At 54.5% G+C, this 19498-nt stretch carries 17 protein-coding genes and 1 tRNA gene; 10 read left to right on the top strand and 8 right to left on the bottom strand.

Translation table 11 applies throughout. The annotated features are described in order from the left end of the window. Window positions 1-31 precede the first annotated feature (31 nt). Window positions 32-1129, bottom strand: a complete 1098-nt coding sequence (locus tag ACZ5KW_RS04180) for a Gfo/Idh/MocA family protein (protein ID WP_343776182.1) — start codon at window positions 1127-1129, stop codon at window positions 32-34. Between the two features lie 90 nt (window positions 1130-1219). Between ACZ5KW_RS04180 and ACZ5KW_RS04175 the strand changes: the two genes are divergently transcribed. Both ACZ5KW_RS04175 and ACZ5KW_RS04170 read left to right on the top strand, forming a co-directional pair. Further along, window positions 1220-2227, top strand: a complete 1008-nt coding sequence (locus ACZ5KW_RS04175; RefSeq protein ID WP_343776184.1) for an NAD-dependent epimerase/dehydratase family protein — start codon at window positions 1220-1222, stop codon at window positions 2225-2227. Between the two features lie 72 nt (window positions 2228-2299). After that, the gene (locus ACZ5KW_RS04170; protein ID WP_343776186.1) at window positions 2300-3031 is read left to right on the top strand and encodes a sugar phosphate isomerase/epimerase family protein; all 732 of its coding nucleotides are present in this window, start codon (window positions 2300-2302) and stop codon (window positions 3029-3031) included. 60 nt (window positions 3032-3091) lie between these two features. Here ACZ5KW_RS04170 and ACZ5KW_RS04165 read toward each other — a convergent pair whose 3' ends face one another. Next, the gene (locus ACZ5KW_RS04165) at window positions 3092-3550 is read right to left on the bottom strand and encodes a universal stress protein (protein ID WP_343776187.1); all 459 of its coding nucleotides are present in this window, start codon (window positions 3548-3550) and stop codon (window positions 3092-3094) included. A gap of 113 nt (window positions 3551-3663) precedes the next feature. Between ACZ5KW_RS04165 and ACZ5KW_RS04160 the strand changes: the two genes are divergently transcribed. Beyond that, the gene (locus ACZ5KW_RS04160) at window positions 3664-3897 is read left to right on the top strand and encodes a hypothetical protein (RefSeq protein ID WP_297885289.1); all 234 of its coding nucleotides are present in this window, start codon (window positions 3664-3666) and stop codon (window positions 3895-3897) included. Between the two features lie 36 nt (window positions 3898-3933). On the opposite strand, the gene ACZ5KW_RS04155 is transcribed toward ACZ5KW_RS04160, so the two are convergent. From ACZ5KW_RS04155 to rdfA, 3 genes are all read right to left on the bottom strand, one after another. Further along, window positions 3934-4836 (bottom strand): hypothetical protein, encoded by a 903-nt coding sequence (locus tag ACZ5KW_RS04155; RefSeq protein WP_343776188.1) that lies wholly within the window; start codon window positions 4834-4836, stop codon window positions 3934-3936. 436 nt (window positions 4837-5272) lie between these two features. Beyond that, window positions 5273-7216, bottom strand: a complete 1944-nt coding sequence (locus ACZ5KW_RS04150; protein ID WP_343776189.1) for an archaea-specific SMC-related protein — start codon at window positions 7214-7216, stop codon at window positions 5273-5275. A gap of 106 nt (window positions 7217-7322) precedes the next feature. After that, entirely contained in the window at window positions 7323-7949 is a 627-nt protein-coding gene (rdfA, locus tag ACZ5KW_RS04145; RefSeq protein ID WP_343776191.1) for a rod-determining factor RdfA, read from the bottom strand. Between the two features lie 915 nt (window positions 7950-8864). On the opposite strand from rdfA, the gene ACZ5KW_RS04140 reads away from it, so the two are divergent. The 4 genes from ACZ5KW_RS04140 (at window position 8865) to ACZ5KW_RS04125 (ending at window position 12470) form a co-directional block, all read left to right on the top strand. Next, on the top strand, window positions 8865-9833 hold the full coding sequence (locus ACZ5KW_RS04140) for a tyrosine-type recombinase/integrase (protein ID WP_464388582.1): 969 nt from the start codon (window positions 8865-8867) through the stop codon (window positions 9831-9833). A 45-nt stretch (window positions 9834-9878) separates the two neighbouring features. After that, window positions 9879-10109, top strand: coding sequence for a hypothetical protein (locus tag ACZ5KW_RS04135; RefSeq protein WP_343776194.1), 231 nt, complete (start codon window positions 9879-9881; stop codon window positions 10107-10109). An 853-nt stretch (window positions 10110-10962) separates the two neighbouring features. Then, window positions 10963-12033: a hypothetical protein gene (locus ACZ5KW_RS04130; RefSeq protein ID WP_343776195.1), complete on the top strand. Its 1071-nt coding sequence runs from the start codon at window positions 10963-10965 to the stop codon at window positions 12031-12033. Then, window positions 12030-12470, top strand: a complete 441-nt coding sequence (locus tag ACZ5KW_RS04125) for a hypothetical protein (RefSeq protein WP_343776197.1) — start codon at window positions 12030-12032, stop codon at window positions 12468-12470. Before ACZ5KW_RS04130 ends, ACZ5KW_RS04125 begins: the two co-directional genes overlap by 4 nt. 706 nt (window positions 12471-13176) lie before the next feature. Here ACZ5KW_RS04125 and ACZ5KW_RS04120 read toward each other — a convergent pair. Together ACZ5KW_RS04120 and ACZ5KW_RS04115 are read right to left on the bottom strand one after the other, a co-directional pair. Next, window positions 13177-14013, bottom strand: a complete 837-nt coding sequence (locus ACZ5KW_RS04120) for a hypothetical protein (protein WP_343776199.1) — start codon at window positions 14011-14013, stop codon at window positions 13177-13179. Between the two features lie 50 nt (window positions 14014-14063). After that, entirely contained in the window at window positions 14064-17021 is a 2958-nt protein-coding gene (locus tag ACZ5KW_RS04115) for an Eco57I restriction-modification methylase domain-containing protein (protein ID WP_343776200.1), read from the bottom strand. A gap of 577 nt (window positions 17022-17598) precedes the next feature. Between ACZ5KW_RS04115 and ACZ5KW_RS04110 the strand changes: the two genes are divergently transcribed. The 3 genes from ACZ5KW_RS04110 to ACZ5KW_RS04100 all read left to right on the top strand — a co-directional run bounded on the left by ACZ5KW_RS04110 (window position 17599) and on the right by ACZ5KW_RS04100 (window position 19259). After that, the gene (locus ACZ5KW_RS04110; protein ID WP_343776202.1) at window positions 17599-17796 is read left to right on the top strand and encodes a hypothetical protein; all 198 of its coding nucleotides are present in this window, start codon (window positions 17599-17601) and stop codon (window positions 17794-17796) included. A gap of 148 nt (window positions 17797-17944) precedes the next feature. Further along, window positions 17945-18514 carry a site-specific integrase gene (locus ACZ5KW_RS04105; protein ID WP_343776204.1) on the top strand — a complete coding sequence of 190 codons (570 nt, stop codon included), beginning with the start codon at window positions 17945-17947 and terminating at the stop codon, window positions 18512-18514. A gap of 436 nt (window positions 18515-18950) precedes the next feature. Beyond that, the gene (locus ACZ5KW_RS04100; protein ID WP_343776206.1) at window positions 18951-19259 is read left to right on the top strand and encodes a hypothetical protein; all 309 of its coding nucleotides are present in this window, start codon (window positions 18951-18953) and stop codon (window positions 19257-19259) included. A gap of 159 nt (window positions 19260-19418) precedes the next feature. Here the strand turns inward: ACZ5KW_RS04100 and ACZ5KW_RS04095 are convergent. Further along, window positions 19419-19491: transfer RNA gene (locus ACZ5KW_RS04095), tRNA-Arg, on the bottom strand. Between the last annotated feature and the right edge of the window lie 7 nt (window positions 19492-19498).

Raw genomic sequence — 19498 nt, 5'->3', positions numbered from 1 at the left:
ACGCGACGCGTCCGGGACCGCCCTCGGCCCGCTACTCGTCCGGCGGCGACGGCGACAGCCGACCCGACGCCACCATCGCCTCCAGCGGGTGGTCGGCGCCGTCCGCGGGCAGGTCGACCCGGCCGGTCCGGCGGACCGACTCGTACCCGGCGAACACGATCTCGGCGGTGTTGAGGCCGATCCGGCCGCTGAGCGACGGTTCTCGACCGTCTTCGAGCGCGTCGACGACCTCGGCGACCGCCCGGTCCTGGAACCCGGAGCCGTAGCGGTCGGTCTCGGAGCCCGTGGCGTGCATCGTCTCGCCGTCGACGTCGACCGCCTCGCGGTCCCCGCCGTGCGAGACGGCCAGCATCGGCCCGTCGTCGACGTCGATGCGGATCTCGCCGTCGGTGCCGCGGAGCACGAGCGAGGCGTTGGCGAGGTCGCTCCCCTCGCCGCCCGAGAGCACGCCGTAGACGCCGTTCTCGTAGCGCCACTGGGCCCACATCTGGTTCTCCTGGTGCGTCCCGAACCGCACGTCCTCGTCCCGGTAGTCGAGCGCGGCCAGCACCCACTCCGCGGCGCGTTCGTCGTTGAACATCCCCGCTAGGTCGATCGTGTGCGCGCCGGTGTCGTAGAAGTCGCCCCAGGTGATCTCGACCCGTCGCAGGTCGCCGATCTCGCCCTCGTCGAGGAGCCGCTTCGCCTCGACGAACGGCTTGCCGAACCGTCGCTGGCGGTTGAACGTCAGCTGAACGTCGTTCCGCCGACACTCCTGGACCATCGCCCGCGCGTCGTTCCACGAGGTCGCCATCGGCTTCTCGCAGTGGATCGCCGCGACGGTGTCGCTGCGGGCGCAGCCGACGACCACGTCGCGGTGGACCGCGGGCGGCACCGCGACCGTCACGAGGTCGGGGTCCAACTCGGCGAGCATCCGCTCGGACGCCTCGTAGACGGCCGACTCGGGGAGGTCGAACGCGTCGGCGAACGCGGCCCCGTTCTCCGGGACGATGTCGGCGACGCCGACGACCGAACACCGGTCGTCGTTCTCGAACCCCTCCGCGTGTCGATACCCCATCGCGTACCCGTCGACGGACGGGTTCTCCGGGTCCGGGCCTGCGCCGATGACGGCAACGGTGTACTTCGTCACGGGTTAGAGAGTACCATGCGAAACCGGGTGAAAGGCTTTACGCACCTCGGGGGGCCGTACAGCTAAACGGTTCGCGGTCCACGGGGGAACGTGAACGTACTCATCATCGGCGGCACGGGGCTCATCAGCACGGCGATCACGCGGCAGGCGACCGCCGCGGGCCACGACGTGACGGTGTTCACTCGCGGACGGACCGACGCGGGCCTCCCGGAGTCGGTCGATCACGTTACGGGCGACCGGACCGACCGCGACGCGCTGGAACGGGCCCGCGACGCGGTCTCGTTGGGGTGCGTGATAGACATGGTCGGCTTCGACCCCGCGGACGTCGAGACGGCCATCGAGGTGTTCGCCGGCCACGTCGACCAGTACGTCTTCTGCAGCACCGTCGACGTGTACCACCGGCCGGTCGAGACGATGCCGATCCGGGAGCGGGCCGCCCGGGAGCCGCCGGTCAGCGAGTACGGCGCGGACAAGGCGGCCTGCGAGGACCGCCTGTTCGACGCCTACCGGAGCGACGGCTTCCCGGCGACGGTCATCCGGCCCTGGCACACCTACGGCGAGGGGGGCGGCCTCATCGACACGCTCTCCAGCGCGGCGTACGTCGACCGCCTCAGGAAGGGCAAGCCGATCGTAGTCCACGGGGACGGCACCTCGGTCTGGGGGCCCTGTCACCGCGACGACGTGGCCGCCGCCTTCGTCGCGGCGATCGGGAACCACGAGGCCGTCGGCGAGGCGTACCACGTGACGGCGACCGACCCGTTGACCTGGAACCAGTACCACCGGCGCGCGGCGGCCGCCCTCGACGCCCCGGAACCGGACCTCGTCCACGTGCCGACCGACGCCCTTCGCGCGGCGGTCCCCGACCGGGTGTCGCCGCTGGTGGACCACTTCCGGTTCTCGACGGTGTTCGACACGCGGAAGGCGGAACGCGACCTCGGCTTCCGACAGACCGTCTCCTGGGAGGCGGGCGTGCGGCGGACCGTCGCGCGGCTCGAGGCCGACGACGCGATCGAACCGTGGGACGCGGACCCGACGTACGACAGGATCGTCTCGGCCTGGCGGGAGGCGACCGACGCGTTCGTCGCCGAGTTCGAGTAGCCGCACCTCCCGTCGTCGCCGAGGGCGACCGGTACCCCGATGAGTTATACCGCGGCGTCGTGACGTTCCGGTATGACGGAATTCGGCTTCCAGCTCTACAGTCTGCGTGACGTCGAGGACCCGCTGCCGACCGTACTCGACCGCGTCGGTGCGACGGCGTTCACCGGCGTGGAGTTCGCCGGTCTCGGCGAAGCGACGCCGGCGGCGGTCGCCGGGACGCTCGCGGCGGGCGGGCTCGCCCCCGCCGCCGCCCACGCCGGTCTCGAGGCGATCGAGGCCGACCCCGACGCCGTCGCGGCGACCGCCCGCGGCGTCGGGTACGAGGACGTGGTCGTCCCGTGGCTCGGCCCCGAGCACTTCGAGTCGGTCGCCGCCGTCGAGGCGGCCGCCGACCGGCTCTCGGCCGCGGCCGACGCGCTCGCCGACCGCGACCTCCGAGTACACTACCACAACCACGACCAGGAGTTCGTCTCCCTCGACGGCCGCCCGGCGTTGACGCACCTCCTCGAGGCCGCCGACGGCGTCGGCCTCGAACTGGACGTGGGGTGGGCCGGCGCGGCCGGCGAGGATCCGCTCGCCTACCTCGACGCCCACGGAGACCGGATCACGCACGTCCATCTCAAGGACTACGACGCCGCGGCCGGCGACACGGTCGTCGTCGGCACGGGCGACCTCGACTTGGATCGGACCGTCGGACTCGCCCGCGAGAACGCGGTCGAGTGGCTCATCTACGAGGCGGAGACGGGCGCCGACTCGTACGCCACGCTCGAGACGGCGGCCGACACCGTCGCCGGGCTCAAGTAGGGCGTCGAGTCAGGAGGCGGGGCCGGCGGCCGAGGAATCGGTGACCGCGCCGCGGACGGGTCAGACGGTCCGGACGGTGGCGTACCCCTCGAAGTTGAGGACCACCTGCTGAGCGAAGTCGCCAAATACGGCCTTCCCGGTCGGGGATCGCGAGTCGCCGAGGACGAACACGTGGCCGCAGTCGTGCTCGTCGGCGGCGTCGAGGACCCGCTCCGCGCGGTCGTCCTCGGAGCCGACGCTGACGGCGATTTGGACGTCGACGTGGGCGTCGCCCAGCACGTCCGTGACGAACGACCGCGCCTTCGCCGTCGCGCCGTCGATGATGCTGGCGCGGTCGTACTCGACGTTCTCGATCCGCCCCACGGCTTCGAGCGTCGTCACGTCCTCGTCGTACTCGTCGGCGTCGAGGTGCCACAGCGCCACGAGGTCGTCGTCGCTTCCCCGGGCGCTGGCCGCCGCCTCCGCCAGCAGATCGCGGTGTGCGTCCGTCTCTTCGAGGCTTACGAGACCGCGTGTCATACGATCGCGACCGGGGGCAGAGTGATAAAAACACCGGCGAGACGCGCGACGGCGGCGCGGGCGGTCGGCGAGCGGACCGGGACGTTAATCACCGTCGACGCAGTGGCACGGGTATGGCGCTCAGAGAGGCGATCGTCGACGCGGTGTGCGAACAACGGACCCAGCTGCCGCTGCTTTTGGCCGTCGTCATCGTGATGGGAGTGCTGCTCGCGTTCTCGCTCTTGTTCCTCCAGCCCGGGACCGCCGCCTACGTCATCGCGCTGGTGGACGCGATCCTCGTCGTCGGCTGTCTGGTCGTGTTCGGCGGCGCGTACTGGTACTGCACGCAGCGGGCGATGGAGGGGTGAGACACTGCACGCGATGGACGGGTGAGACGCCGGCGGTCAGCTGGCGAGAAACGACGCCGTCTCCGCGGCGAACGTCGCGATCTCCTCGTCCGGGTCGGACGCCGCGACGCGTTCGAGCGCCTCGACGTGCGCCTCGTCGCCGAGGAAGCCGAACAGCCTGACTGCGCGCGCTCGGACGAGGTTCGCCTCCGCGTCCAGCGCCGTCAGGGCGACCGACGCGTGCGGTCGCACCGCCTCGGGAGACGCCCGCGCCACCGACCCGAGCGCGTCCAGCGCCGCGCTCCGAACGACGGCGTCGTCCGCGGCGGCGAGGTCGGCGAGGGTCGCGGCGTGGTCGGCGACGGCCGCCGGTTCGGCGTTCGCCGCCGCGATGACGACGTTCGACGCGAGCTGGCGCGCGTGCTGCTCGTACTCCCGGCTCTCCCGCTCGCGCTGTTGGATCGCCTCCTTGGTCCCCGGGTCCTCGACGTAGGCGACGGCGGAGTCGCCGCCGGCGGTGACCGGCGCGTCACCGAGCCCGTCGAGGAGCGCTCCGAGGACCGGCACGCAGGCGGCCGGCCGCTCCTCGGCCACGTCGCAGAGCGGCCGAGCGCCCGCCAACTGAACGCTCGGGAGATCCGACCCCACCAACGCCGCGAGGTCGTCGACGACCGGCACGAGCGCTGCCGCGTCGAGCGCTGCGATCTCCTGAAGCGCCGCGGCCGCGGTCTGGACGACGCCCGCGTTGTCGTCGCGTAGCACCGCGCCCAGTTCCTCGACGAACGGGCGAACCCTGTCGACGTCGTCGGCCGCGAGCGCCGCACAGACGCGCGCGCCGCGCTGACGGACCAAGGAGCGCTCCGACTCGAGGGCGGCACGGAGTTCGGCCGGCGCTATCGACTCGGGATCGACGTCGTCTAACACCACTCCGTCGAGTGGGGCGTCGCTACGACCCGACATACGGACGAGCCTTCCGTGCCGACGGGCAAATACGTACCGGTCACCCCGTCCTCGCCGTCCGAGCGGACCGCCGGTGGCGGGCGGCGAGATCCGGCCGCTCCGGGGGCGTTCGACGGCCGTTGGCAGTAACATACGAGAGTTGAGGGTATTTGGTTTCAAGTTATAAGTCGTACAATCGCCGTACGTGAGTGCTACAGAAACATAATAACTATATCATGTACGTGCCATTGTAAAATAATTCTGTCTTATCAGCCACGGTCGCGCAAATCGCGCCGGGCGCGGTCGTCCGCTCGGTCACGAGAATAACAATAGTACGACTGTTATTCTGCGACGGGAGCGTTATTCTGCGCTGTCGGCAGCGGCGTGCGCCGAGCGAGGATCCGGGAGGGTAGGCCGTCGGAGCGGGCGACCGCAGGCTCTCGCGGCCGCGCCGGGGCTAGATGTCGGTGATACGTTCGTACTCGTCGGAGAGGGCGGCCGCGTCCTCGGGAAGCAGCGCCACGAGGAGGTAGCCGGTGTAGTCGTCGAGGTACTCGACGAGCGTCGCGATCCGCTCGGAGTCGATGGCCTCCAACGAGTCGAGCACCACGAACGGGAGCGCCTCGTACACCTCGTGGGCGAGGTAGCCGGCGAGCGCGAACACGAGCCCCGTCACTTCGCGCTCGCTCTCCGAGAGGTGGTCGACGGTGTCCTCGTAGGCGGCCCCGGACGCCGACGTGCGGATGACGTGAAGCTCGAACACGGTCTTCGTGACCGTCCGACGCCCCTCGCGGACGTCCCGCTGGACCCGCTCGATCCAGATCCGGTCGAGGTTGTCGTAGTCGAGCAGCGCCAGCACGGTGTCCATGTGGTCGTTGAACTGCTCGACCGCGCTCTCCTCGATGCGCTCGATCTTCGTCCGGAGCAACTCGATCTCGTCCGAGACCGCCTCCCGCTCGCGCTCGATCTCGTCCTGGTCGGCGAGGCGGTCCTCGATCTCGGTGACGTTGGAATCGACGCGTTCGAGGTCGTTCTCCAACTTGCCGAGTTCGTACTCGAGCTCGTTCACCGCCTTGTGGAGGTCGAGCACCGCGCTGGCGTCGTCGTCCTCCAGCTCCTCGACCTCGGCCTGAATCGCCTCGATCTCGTCGATCAGCGTCTCGCGGCGCTCGCGAAGGTCTTCGATGCGCGCTTCGATCTCGCCCTGCTCGCGTTCGATCGCGGACAGCCGCTCTTCCAGCCGGTCGCGCTCGCGCCGTGACTGCTCGTAGTCGCGCTTTTCCGCCTCCAGCTCGGCTATCTCGTCTTCGAGGTCTTTCGCCCTGCCGACCGCCGTCTGGCTGCGGTCTCGCAGCTGGTCGAGGGTGGCCTCGATCTGCTCCCGTTCGACGCTGCTGCCGCACGTCCAGCAGGTCACGTCGTCCGCCGCGAGCAGTTGCCCGGTCACGTCGTCGTCGTCCGCGTCGCCGAGGTCGTCGAACGCCGCCGACTCGGCGTCGTCGAGCATCTCCTCGTTGAAGCCGATGACGCCCTGAAGCTCGTTCACCCGACTCGTCACCCGCTGTTTCTCGTCCCGGAGCTGCCGTATCTCCGATTCGATCTCGTCGATCCGCCCGTCCGGAACGTCGGGGAGATCGGCCAGTTCGCGCTCGAGTTCGCGCTGGTCGCGCGTGATCGCCTCGAGGCTCTCCTGTTCGGTCTCGAGTTCGTACCGAGCGTCGTCCAGCGCCGACCGCTTCGACCCCAACTCGTCGAGCTTCTCGTCGAGCTCGGACGCCTCGTCGCGGCTCTCGTCGACGGTGGCGTCGGCGGCCGCGAGCTCGTCCTGTTTCGCGCGCAGTTCCGCCTTCTTGTCCTCGATCTGCGACCGCAGGTCGCGCCGTTTCTCCTCAAGCGGCGGGAGCTTCCGTTTGAGGGAATCGAGCTCGTCGAGCTCCGACACGAGTGCGTCTCGCCGCTCGACGAGGCCGTCGATCTCCGCGCGAATGTCGTCGACGTCGACGGGCCGCATTATCACCTCCCGGAGGTCGGCGTTGGCGGCCACGGCCCGTCGCGCCTCGTTCGATTCGAGGAGGAACGCGAACAGGTCCGCGGGGTCGGGGTCGTCGAGGTACGGCTCGCCCGACGACGCGATTCCGTCGCCTCGCCGGCGGAACTGTCGCGTGTACGTCTCGTCGCCGATCGAGAGTTCGACGGCGGCCTCGTCGGCGTCGCCCTTGACCGCGACGTTCTCGCTCCCGAGCGCGGCCATGACGGCCTGGAGGAACGAGGTGCGGTTCGTGGCGTTGCGTCCGACGAGCACCGTCACGCCGGGGGTAAACGAGACCGTCGTCTCCTCGATCCCCCCGATGTTCTCCGCCCGCAGGGTGGCATCGTGATCGGTTACCTGTTCGATCTCCATTGCGAACAGATGGCGGCGGTGGACAGATAAATCTTAAGGACGGACCCCTGAACGGTCGCAACGCCGCTGAAGCGACGGGGCCGCGACGCACGGAGTGACCGCGCGGTCACTCCGAACACTCGCACCCGCCGCGTTCGAGCAGCTCCTCTATCTCGTACCGCGTGCCGCAGTCCTCGCAGAACACGCTGATCTCCGCGAAGACGCGGAACTCCCCGATCTGAACGTGACCGCCGTTCCGAAGCTGGTCCAGCCGCTCTTCCGTGACCGTCGTCGCCCGCCCGCGGAGTCGCTGGATGTGCTCCGTCTCGACGACCGTCCGCGGCCGGTCGTCCGTGGCGTGTTCGGCACCGCGGTCGCCCTTCAGGTACGACCGGATCGCTTGGTAGGTGACGAAGTCGCTCCGGAGCCCCTCGACGTCGACGGCGTTGCGTTCGAGTCGCCGGCGGGTCCGCGTCCGGTCGGCGCTGCCGACGTCGTCGTCCGTCAGCAGTCGGTAGATGTTCTCGGTCTCGCCGTCGAGCGGCTGCATCCCCGCGTCCGCCAGCCGCTCCGCCAGCAGCTGCCGGTTGAAGTAGTCGGCGAGCGCACGCAGGCTCAGTCGGTCGTCGCCGTCCGCGGTCCATCGGCGCTCCAGTTCGGGGCCCAGGCTCTCGAAGCCGTACTCGTCGATGAGCCTGGCGACCTTCGTTCGCCGACCGCTCCCGTCGCCGCCCGACTCGTCTGAATCGCTCATACCCGAGGCACGGCCACCGAGCGGAATAGTCTTCTGGGGACGGACCGGTGCCGCGTCGCGAGGGGGCGCGACGGACGCCGGCGGCGAGCCGTCCGTACCGGTTCGCGCCTCGAGAGTCGGGCGGTCGGGCCTAGGTCGGGAGAGTGAAACGCGGAACGAGATTGTGACGGTAGGGGTGCCCGCAGTCGTAGTTAGACGCAACTACCAGAAAGAGTTTATATATGTAAATTTGATATTTTGTCTGTGAGGTCCGCTATCGGCAGAGTGACCGTTAGCGAGTGTCGAACCTGACGAAGGCGATGGATGATATTCAACAAACCCCTCGGGTTCACATCTCACATGAGACCAGTCCGGAGTAATTGAATTAGACAATAAGATTCCAAACAATACATATATAGTAGAAATAAATTACGTAATTGGGTGTTTAATAGTGTCTGTATTTAGAAAATTAATTTAAACTAGACTTTTTGATGAAGTACAAAATTTTTGGTGGAGACACGAATAAATATAATATTGAGTATATTTCTAAATACCTGTTTGTTGTAAGTATTTCTGACCGGCGGCCATAGAACGAACATGAGCGGACTCGACCGCGACGCGCGAAGGGGTCGCGATCGGTGACGTATTCAACCCGATTTCAGGACTGGGTTCAGAAGGAACCGATTTGTCTGATTCCGTAGCGTAGCGAGTCGCTACGGTAGAATTAGTACTTGTCGTGAAACGCTTCGTAAGTAAGCGGGCGCGACGGGATTTGAACCCGCGGCATCTACCGCGACAGCCCCGCTACCGCCCGAAAACAGCAATCTAACATCAGAATAAGCGTGCCTCCGCCCCGCGACAGCCCGGCAGTCCATGAAAATCGTCTCTTGCCGATGAAAGACTATGACCCGAAAATGCGAGAAGCCCGACGCTGATGTGGGCGAAGCGGTAGAATCGTTTCTTTCAGACAAGTCGATTGAGTACGCCGACAGCACTATCTATTCCTACCGGTCTCGGTTAGGCCACTTCGTTGAGTTTTGCCAAAACAATAACATCAACACCCTGGAACAACTCGAACCAGCAGATATTGATCAGTACAAATCGTGGCGGTTCGATGATCACGCACTTGAGACAGTAAAAACACAAATGGACAGCCTCAGAATGCTGTTGGAGTGGTGTGAGAAGCGTGGTTACGTCCAAGAAGGTATTCCGGACGTATGCGAAAGTCCACACACAAGAGGCGCACAGCGTTCTGATATTGTCCGCCACGACCGTCAAAAGGCAATTGTCGATCACTTGGAGAAGTTTCGATACGCGTCGTTAGAACACGTTATTATCGCGCTCCTTTCTCACACCGGTCTCCGTGCTGGTGCGGTTCGTGGACTCGACGTTGCCGACGTGAATGTAGAAGAACAGTCGTTAGACATTGTTCACCGACCCAATTTTGATACTCCACTCAAAAATAAAGAAAACGGAGAGCGGAAAGTAGCGATTTCGGAGCGTATGTGTGATATACTGTCTGATTACATCGAGAACACACGCCACGAACAGGTAATGGACGGAAGAAAGCCACTACTGACGACTTCCTACGGAAGAATCAGCCGGACGGCGTTGCGAGAGACGGCGTATAGGTGGACACAACCATGTCAAATCGGCCGAAAATGTCCACACGGCGAAGATCCCGACGAATGCGAATTCACACAGAGGAACCACGCCAGTAAGTGTGAGAGTAGTAGCGCCACACACGCCTTTCGTCGGGGCGTGATTACGTCTCTACTCCAAGATACATCAGAAGAAGTGGTGGGTGGACGATGTGACGTAACTCGGAGAACTATGAACGCACATTATGATATGCGTTCAGAAGAAGACAAGATGAATAAGCGCCGAGAAGAATTGGGTATTTGAGCAACGACGGCAAATACTTTTTTAAATACATATATAATCGATAGTATGTCAATACAAAATGACATAAATAATAGAGATGAAGAACAGAATATCGAAGTTATCGCCGCCGACGTTCCTGCGTGCGAACGCCCGATGGTTCAATTCGTATTGAATCAGCCGGAATTGGGCGCACCAGTACGTGTGATGGACGCTGGTGACGGGTTCATCGTTGAGACTGACGCTGACGAAATTGTCGAAAACAATATCGCACACGCTGGTCTCACGGTTGTTCGATAACTAACAACCAAAACACCATCTTTTGGGCGCTCTTTTCCGAATATTCGATTGAATTGACGAGATATATCCATACCGTCCGGTCGTTGCTCACCAACATTATGGACGGTGGGGGGAGGGTGCCGTGGTGATCGGGTATAGCGCAAATCACGGGATGGGTGCGCCCGGCCAACCATCACGTGTCGATGGCAAGATGGACGGTAGCGGGCGTCTCCCGTCCACACGTCCGGTCGGCTGTCAGTCTCTCCTGATCGATCTTTCGAACTACTACTACTACTAATCATATAATAAACACTTGTATATATTATTAATTAATTAATAATGTATCGGATAAATTATTAGTGAATAGGGGTGAGTGAGACCAGCGAGAGTGGATTGGGGGAGCGTCGTGTGAACGACAGGTGGCGTCTCTCTCACCGTTAATATCGGACGTGTGAGACCAGCGAGAGTGGATTGGGGGAGCGTCACCCACCCCGTTTTTTGGCGAGACCACCATCACTACGCCACCCTCCCCCACCACCGTCAATTGTGACGTGTTTTACTCCGATATTTTGATTTGGTAAATAATGAATCGAATAATAACCGTTTCAGGTCGTTATTAATTGATAATTAGATATTGTATAACACGTCCACTTGTTCTACCCACCCCTTCATTTGGCGAGACCGTCAAATACCACCACCCCACCAAATAACGCAAATGAAGGGTGATTTATCGTCTTATGTACGCATAACACCCGGCATTAACTGTCTCCCTTTGGAATTTCATAATGGTATCAGTCCTTAATAGAAAAATAATAACCTACTCAATACATTATAACCCTTTATCTTTATATGCTCCTATCACTAAGTAAGTAATATGAGAGAAATAACATGTCATACGGCAGAAGCGGTCGAAAAGCAACCGACAATCAATCTTGGGGACTTGTCGGTGATCAAAACAATCGCCCAATCCGGGAATCGAAAACTATCGAAGGGCGTCGTCATCAGCGAAATGATGGATATGATGTTCCTTCGGCGGCATAATACTACATTGTCGTCTGTAAGCGAACAAGTCCGGCATAATAACGCTCGTATCATACAAAAAGAGGGGACTGACGTGTGGGGGTTGACCGAAACTCGTCGTAATGTGGATGTGGATACAGAGCAGTACGGCGATTCTGACGCTTCTGAACAGGTTAATGCGTGGATTCCTCCCCATATCGTTGATTGTGTTGAAGAAGTATACGGCCCACGCAAGTGGCGAGAGGCAATATCGGCGGCTGTTGGGTGTTATATGTCCCAATCGTTCAATTCGCTCCATCAAGTGATGGCAGTTCAGATTGATGTTATCAGCGAGACTTATGAGACCACAATTGGTGCGTGGATTGACGAAAATGCGGATGAATGGGTGGTCTCGATGAATACCGCCAACCCGGAAGATTGGGGTGACGGCTATCAGAACAATGTTGGTGGTAACACACCACGAGACATCCGTATTGATTGGATTCAAGAGGCGTTTGAGAATATACTACCACAGGCGTATGTTTCCGAATCTAAGGTTGAGAAAATATTAAATCAATTCTTTGACATAAGTGGAGGAGAAGCCAAGAGTAAGGCGACTGATCCTGAAATTGATTATGACCAGATCAACGCCGAGTGGTATGATAGCGTCATCGATAATGTCGATTCTGATGTGAGAGAACGGGTTGATAATCCGACTGAATTGGCGGCTCTATCCGGTGACAATGTCGAACAATTGTCAATCATTGACGACGCTCCTGAAAATATGGTGATGGATGACGGTAAAAACCACGTGACGGCAAAGGCAACTCACAACTTGACGTTCAAAGCCGATTGGGATGATCTCACGTGGGAGACTCGTCTTGGCGTGACGGCCGGGGATGTTGATGATCCTGAATTGAGACATGATAATGGTGATTCACAATGACGGACTCAATCGAACAACGAGACCGGGAAGTGCTGTCGGTTCTGGTTGAACAAGGTGGTGAGACCACTACATCCACACTACGGGATCGAATCTTGTGGATGAATCAACCGTCCCAATCATCATATCGATTAGATAAGTTGGATGATATGGGTCTCGTGTCGGCAACATCCGGGGTTAGTGATGGTTCATACGTCACACGTCGGGTTCAATTGACTGATAGTGGGCGCGAATTTGTTGATAATCACGACATTGAGACCGGAGACCCCAATTGTGAAGACCGACTGAACAAACTTGAAGCCAAGAACAAATCGCTTCAAAAGCAGGTTGCCGCCCAACAAGCCGTCATCGATGAAATCGAACGTGTCTTTGATGACCTTGGAATTAACATGAACGTTGAAAAAATCATGCGAGATGCGGTAGAGATCGAGAACATGTGAGTATTCAGTTGGTTATTCAATTTGAATATTCAACTTTAATAGCCAATTAGAGGTATGGCCAACGAATATCAAAATTTAACTATCCAATTTAGTATCCAATATAGTATTAAATTTAATATTCAATCCTATCCAGTACACAGTCCGTCAAGGTATAAAGGGGTGTGAGCCACGGGCAGGAGTAAAAAGAGCGTGAATATCCGGTGAGCTTCGATCACCGTCACACAAGCGAGCAGTAGGTGCCCCTTCTAATTCTGGTGAGACCATCAATAACTGAATACCGAAGTAGATAGAATATCGACAATAAGCAAAACAAACATCGACAAGTCCTGTGAAATACACAAAATATTAGGCATCGGTAAGTACCGATGACAAGTATCAACATTGAACCCAAATAAAAACACAATTGATGAATTACAACCAAAATTAATTCTAACAGGGCCAGTATCGACAGAGACAAATTTTTAGATAGTGTTGAGGGAAACAGTCATTCAAATTAAAAACCTCTCAGAAGAGTCAGCAGGTGATTTATTTTACAGTTAGGGAGATATGGACACAATGATCACCCAAATATAATGACACACATCGACAATGGAAACCCAAAGAGTACATTGAATATCGAAGTGGAGAAATTATAACTCAACTATTAATTATAATCTGAAATAAGGGGAGTTATAATACCATATACCCACAAGATTAGCGTTAGAAATTAATTAGGATCAAAGTCACAATCCTGAAGTTTCCTCCGAGCTTCGTGTGCTGGAATGATTTTCTTATCCCAATTAAGGAAGCTGTCATCAGAGTTTGTATCAGGACTCGATGGCCGTTCTAAATTATGATAGTATCCAACCTGCTGATCTTCAACTAACTTTTTCTCGTGGTGAAGAAGTATTGGTTCAATATCGGCTTCTTCTGCTAAACTGAGTTGTAAGTAGTAGTTTGGCCAATCATTTGAGTAAGGTGTCCAGCTGTTAGGACTGATTCCAGATCTCTTTATTTCAATTAGTGCCGCCGGATCTCCAGGCTCCTTTTCAACAAATATGTCAAAGTCCTGGATTACATAACTACTTGGCAGATATTCTCGGGTATATTCCTGAAATGAATTTGTCTTTTTATTTTTCGGCTTGTATGCCCCGCCGTCAACGTCAGAATCGGTATCAAATAAATCTTGAATAGTAGGTTCAAGTTCAGATATCTTGACCGTCTGTAAGTCCTTTGTAAAAGTCCCGTCACCAGAGTGCTTGATTTTGCCGATCTCAACAGTTCCCTGCCCCGACCTCCAGCTTATTTTATGTTCTCCGAACCAAATCAACGGTATATTTGCTCTTTCCGCTATCTTTGCCAAGGATTCGAGCTTACCTATTCTTGGCTCTTCGGATTCTCCAGGCGTCAAGTTATCCCAAGAATCCGGCCAGTGAAACGAGATTCCAATTGGGTAGACTTCGCTTTTACCATAAGCGCCAAAGGTTCCCCACATTCTGAACATGTTACCTGCTGTCGATGCGTGGATACCACCATCCACATACTGAGCAAATTCGTCAGTCATACTTCCGAGATAATCTTCTTATGGAGAACGTATAAAATTATGTCATCAGACTAAAAGTCAGATAGTGAGGAATTGCTACCGGAGTCGGGATCGTCATCGAGACCTCCACGGTGGAAACTTCGGGTTCCAACCTCGTCAAACTGGTCAAGATCCCCCACAAGTACATCTGTTTCTTTGGCCCCTTGGACACGACTCTCAGTAACTACACTACGCATTTCTTGAAGCTTTTCTGCTTCAATATCTGAACCAATAGCACTAAGAACAGCTGAATCAAGTCTGGTTTGCGCATTTTCATCACCATTTATTAGGCTTTTGTAGGCCTCTGAAATAGCGTTCTGTTCATCTTCAGTCATGTCTAACACGTTTGCTACTGGTATTTCTTCAAGCTCATAGGTCATAATTTCGAGAGATCCACCCCCTTCATTCCTTCCCCAAAATTCAAGAAGAACAGAATGAACGGTGGAGTTGAGATAGCCCGCAAAAACATCCGATTTGACTTCAGGGTCTATATTTATACATTGTACTCGATTAGATGGAATTAGCTTGTCGGCGTTAGATACAACGACGACTCGCTCATCAATGCCGTATGGGTGAACAAGTTGTGGCGGTTCAAGATCACCCATATTGAACCAAACGTCACGAGACTTGAGAGTGGATCTATTGTGATAGCCCTGCTGTTCACCATGTTCAACGTACTCGGCAAGTACATCATAACCATCGCGTTTTAGAGCGTTTTTAGCCCTTTCTGTAAGGTCAGCATTCGAAGCAAGACCTTGTGTATCTTCTTTAATCTCATTAATATAGCCATTTACATCAAGAATATACAGCCCTGTATCTTCTTTTGTGACTGTATGCCCCTGTACATCACGATAACTTTTGAGTGCCGGGCGATAGAACCGATCGTCAATTGGCCAGGTCTCTAAATCATCTTCAGACAAAAAGAAGAAGTCATTAGCACCGGTTTTGTTACCGTATGACACATCAGCTAAGGTGTCAAGCGAAACCATAGTCTGGTTCTCAGTTAGTTCAATAAGGTCTTGCGGAGCCTTGAGGTAGTGAGCAATTTTGGAGGAAGATCTTTTTTCCAGCGAGGACTGAGTTACTGCTACGATTCTATAATTGGGTCTGTTCCGGAGGATCAGCTCGTCATCGCTCTCTAAATTAAAATTGTAATCAGCAGTATCAACAATATCTTCAGGTTCCATTTTTTTCTTGATACGAATAAATCGCGTTGTAGTGTCACGCCGCTCAGATTCATCCTCACACCGTTCAATTAGGAGTAGGGCCGTATCCACAAGGGCATCCTCAAATGAACGATTTGAGAACCCAACAACAGCATTTATTTTGTAGTGATCATGTAAGAATGTCTGGAAGCTATCACCGTATCTTGTCATCATCCATTTTGTCGGGATAATATAACCAAGCCGACCACCTTCTCGGAGGAACTGTGTAGCATGAGTCACGAAATAAATATACGCATCACATTTTTTAGAGAGGCTTTTACTACCATCATAATATGTTGTCCGACTTTTTGAACCAAATGTTTTGAGATGTTCTCGGAAATGCTCTTTATTTGGATAAAGACTCTCGTGTCTGATGTACGGAGGATTTCCTACGACAGCATCAAATAATCCCATTTCCTCTTCAGATTCTTCTTCCGCATTGTCATCGATCCGTGAGTCCTGAAGGAAGTTAGTATCAGGATCAAAATTAAAGAAGGAATCATTGTACGCGTGGATAGCATCTGTCTTTTCATTGATATTTTGACTCGCCAGGTTTAGAGCAGTAAGGTGAAGCGGGAACCTGTTAATGTCAATAGAAACTATGTTATCAATTATTTGTTGGTGGCCGGAGCTTAGTGAGGATTTATTCAGCCCCTTATACGATTCAACACTAAACGTTCCACTTCCAGATGCGGGATCTAATATCCGGGAGATGGTACTGTCATCAGTACCGTTGTTATCCATGCGGAGGCACCAATTAACAATTGTTTCCGCAATCTTGGGAGGCGTATAGAATTGTCCAAGGGCTTTCCGTTCGGTCTTAGGGATAAGCTCTTCGTAGATTCCACCAAGAAGATCTTCGTCAATGTCCCCGACTGAGATATTTTCTATATCTTCTACTAAGCTGTGAATGTCTTTTTTCGTCTTTTTGTTCTCGGGGAAATTCTCAAATAAACTACTGTCATTATTGAATATTGGCTTGTAGTCGATCTCTTCAACGATACTGTCAAATTTACGGCGGATATGTTCGTCGAGATAGTCAATAGTGGTAACGCCAGTTAGTGGTTCAAGCGAATTTCCACTTGCTGTGGGAATATTATCTGGTGTTTTTTCCCTAACGACTTCATAGAATAGAATCTTATTGGTGAGTAAATATGCGTACTGTTTAGCCGCTACCTCATGCTGTTCTTCATTTGAGAGACTGGAATAGTCATTCTCGTGTACCCATTTGTCGAATTGATTGATGAATTTCTCGTTACTATTGTATGTCTGCTTAGATTCGTATTTATATGCGGGCCAAATAGATGCGTGAAACGAATGTAGGAGATTAACCACACGATCCCTCTCTGTTTGACGGGGTAGTTCCCCTTGATTGTATAGCGTAGAGACTGCCTCCAAAATCTCCGGAACAGATTCTTTAACAGACTTGTTTGTCAGTTTGAGAGAGTAATACGGAATATCGGAAGGATCAATTTGCCCTTGATAGTTGAATAAGAAAAATGATTCAGAATTACAGGTTGCGAAAAAATCTGCGTTAAGATCGTCTGCGTAATCGCGGGCCTGCTTGATTACATCTTTTCTTCGTGGGAAAGTGTCACTCCGTTTGACTTCAATTACCAGGCTACCATTTGTGTGGCTCGGAATATAGATATCTGCTTCTCTACCATCTACATCTTGCTCAGTAGTCGGTTCTGCGAAAGGTGTCTGATTTTCGTCGATATAGTCTTTGAGACGGGTGAATAGCAGGCTGTGGAATCGAGCTTCTTTGGGAGGACTTTCGCTCATTGAATGTTAACAAGGTGATTACTCCAAGCATATTAATTGCTTGTAAGTGGTGGCCTATTCGACAGTACGAGCGAACCAACCCTTCAAACAGGAATTGTTGACTACAGGTATTTTTTGGGGTATGTTCAATAAAATATCGGTTTTTATTCCAGCTTTCGAATAATTTTGCCGGTCAATTCGGACACAACCTCTAAGATCTCATGCTTATTTGAAATCGAGTCCAGATCGTCACGAACACGGACAATTGCGATCAGTCGATCGTTCCGCAAACATAGGCGACAGTTATCGAGACCAATAACAATAGTACCGCTACTGCGGTCAATGACCCACCAGTTGGTGAGGTACTCAATCTCTTCTACGTCCGACCCAAATACATGGGAATCGAGATCTACTTTTGTGGTACGCCACTTCATGCTCGTACGGTTGTCTGTGAGATTAATAAATTTAACTGACATGCGTCAAAACGCATGACTGGAGAGATTTGAGGGGTAAAACCATAAATAAAGTAGAAGTCAAAACAGGGAGATAGTCCGCAACAGAAACAAGCATTTATTTGAATAAGCATTGAAAAATTGGTATGGAAGTCGAATCATTACCTTATAAGAGTAGGATGTTATCGCATTTGATCAAAAGTTACGGCCCACTAAGCAGATCAGAATTAGTGAAGATGGTAGATATGCCTCGTGATGAAATGGATAGGATAATTGTTACTTGGCGTGATATTGGATGGGCTGAAAAGACTAAAGACGGATACGTGATGACAGACATATATTAATATTCACATATTCTTGTAAAATGTGAAAAATTCTCTCTGGTATAGACTCAAAGCAGGGGATAAACAGGTACAGAACCCATTTTATTTTCGCCAAACTCTTGGAAAAGACGAAAACACTTATTAAATTTAAATGCTGACATATAATTATATGAAATTAGAAGAAACAGATTCAGGATATTATCGGTGTTGGCTTTCCGAGACCGAACAAGAACAGATGACCGAACACTACAATGAATCGCCTAAGAAACAGTTGGCACTCCGTCTAATGCTTTTCAGCGGTCTCCGAGTAGGAGAGGTACCAAACATTAGCAAAGACAGCATCGAGACCACAGACGCCAATTATGACCTACTCACGGTAGTTGATGGGAAGTATGGGACACGACAGACAATGATCACCCCGGAGACACGAAATCAAATCAGGACAATAGCCAATACGCTGGAATTGAGCCAAGGTGACCCAATTATAGACGTTGCTAAGAGAACCGTCCAGAATTGGGTCTCACAAGCCGCTGAATCAATTGACCACCCGCACGCCGATGATGTGAGTGCGCACGATATGCGACGTACATGGGCGACACGACTGGTTCATAGCGGTCTCCCATCCGATATAGTGATGGATTGGGGTGGGTGGGATGATCACGGGACGTTTCGAGACCATTATTGGTCGTTGTCAGATGCGCAGGTGGCAGAACAATTAGAACGAGCAGATATTATCTGATCGGCTCTGTTGAAATCCTATTCTTCAGACACATTATTATCTGAAACAGCTGGTCGCTGAAGAGTGCTTACACCGCGGTCAGTTGGTCTCGTTTTGTGTAGACAATGAAGGCGATGTAACCACCAAATACTGTGTGTGCGGCATACAGCGTATTTCTCTCAATCATGCCGGAATACCGTGTGACTGCTAAGACAAAGAATACGCCATATAGGAGACAAGGGAGCGTAATGTATACTGTAATAGCCTTCTTCGGGATCATGTTGCTTCATTTTCAACAACAGTATTAAAACCGTCAGATACGGGTGATTTCCACTTCTTCTGTATTGACCGCAACCGGGTCAGAATATATCACTTCCTGAGGATTTCAACAGAGCCATCTGATCATATATTCATCAAATTCCCTAACATTTTTTCAGAACTATTACATACATTTGCTATGGAAATAACAGATCCAACTGGCGAACAAGAACAGGCTATGATTGAATATGAACCGACAAATGATGAACTATCTAAAATCATCGAAGCAGAACCCAAAACGCGGGATCACAAGGTTCGTGCGCAATTTTGGTTCGATGATGATGGTAATATAGAAATGAAAATCGCGCACAGAGAACAATACGTTCATTGGCTTGATTATCCCGAATATTTGATTTGTGAAATAAACGCTGGCGGAAAAGTGCGAGAAGAAAAACACGTGATGGAACGGCTGAGAGAGATAAAGCGCAGAATCGAATACCCGGCTTAGATAACGCCAGTAATTTTATTTTTGAAGCAGTAAATCACCATACGCAAGAGGCGGCGACATGGTTCGTGTCGGACTCAACGTAGGGTACGTATAAAGGCCGACCGAAAATCGCGTGACGGAAGCGCGATCGATGTTGACCCTAAGAGGTCAGATGCTATACGGGCGCGACGGGATTTGAACCCGCGGCATCTTGGTCCGGAACCAAGTGCTCTGTCCGCTGAGCTACGCGCCCTCACGAC

It is taken from the genome of Halorubrum ejinorense (genome assembly GCF_055389685.1).
Note: the sequence above shows the minus strand (reverse complement) of the source record. Positions and strands in the feature narration are given on the sequence as shown.

Coding starts and splice junctions, on each gene's coding strand:
- ACZ5KW_RS04100 (WP_343776206.1), top strand. CDS start 18,951: ATGGAAATAACAGATCCAACTGGCGAACAAGAACAGGCTATGATTGAA.
- ACZ5KW_RS04165 (WP_343776187.1), bottom strand. CDS start 3,550: ATGACACGCGGTCTCGTAAGCCTCGAAGAGACGGACGCACACCGCGAT.
- ACZ5KW_RS04115 (WP_343776200.1), bottom strand. CDS start 17,021: ATGAGCGAAAGTCCTCCCAAAGAAGCTCGATTCCACAGCCTGCTATTC.
- ACZ5KW_RS04110 (WP_343776202.1), top strand. CDS start 17,599: ATGGAAGTCGAATCATTACCTTATAAGAGTAGGATGTTATCGCATTTG.
- ACZ5KW_RS04125 (WP_343776197.1), top strand. CDS start 12,030: ATGACGGACTCAATCGAACAACGAGACCGGGAAGTGCTGTCGGTTCTG.
- ACZ5KW_RS04170 (WP_343776186.1), top strand. CDS start 2,300: ATGACGGAATTCGGCTTCCAGCTCTACAGTCTGCGTGACGTCGAGGAC.
- ACZ5KW_RS04130 (WP_343776195.1), top strand. CDS start 10,963: ATGAGAGAAATAACATGTCATACGGCAGAAGCGGTCGAAAAGCAACCG.
- ACZ5KW_RS04150 (WP_343776189.1), bottom strand. CDS start 7,216: ATGGAGATCGAACAGGTAACCGATCACGATGCCACCCTGCGGGCGGAG.
- ACZ5KW_RS04155 (WP_343776188.1), bottom strand. CDS start 4,836: ATGTCGGGTCGTAGCGACGCCCCACTCGACGGAGTGGTGTTAGACGAC.
- ACZ5KW_RS04160 (WP_297885289.1), top strand. CDS start 3,664: ATGGCGCTCAGAGAGGCGATCGTCGACGCGGTGTGCGAACAACGGACC.
- ACZ5KW_RS04105 (WP_343776204.1), top strand. CDS start 17,945: ATGAAATTAGAAGAAACAGATTCAGGATATTATCGGTGTTGGCTTTCC.
- rdfA (WP_343776191.1), bottom strand. CDS start 7,949: ATGAGCGATTCAGACGAGTCGGGCGGCGACGGGAGCGGTCGGCGAACG.
- ACZ5KW_RS04120 (WP_343776199.1), bottom strand. CDS start 14,013: ATGACTGACGAATTTGCTCAGTATGTGGATGGTGGTATCCACGCATCG.
- ACZ5KW_RS04135 (WP_343776194.1), top strand. CDS start 9,879: ATGTCAATACAAAATGACATAAATAATAGAGATGAAGAACAGAATATC.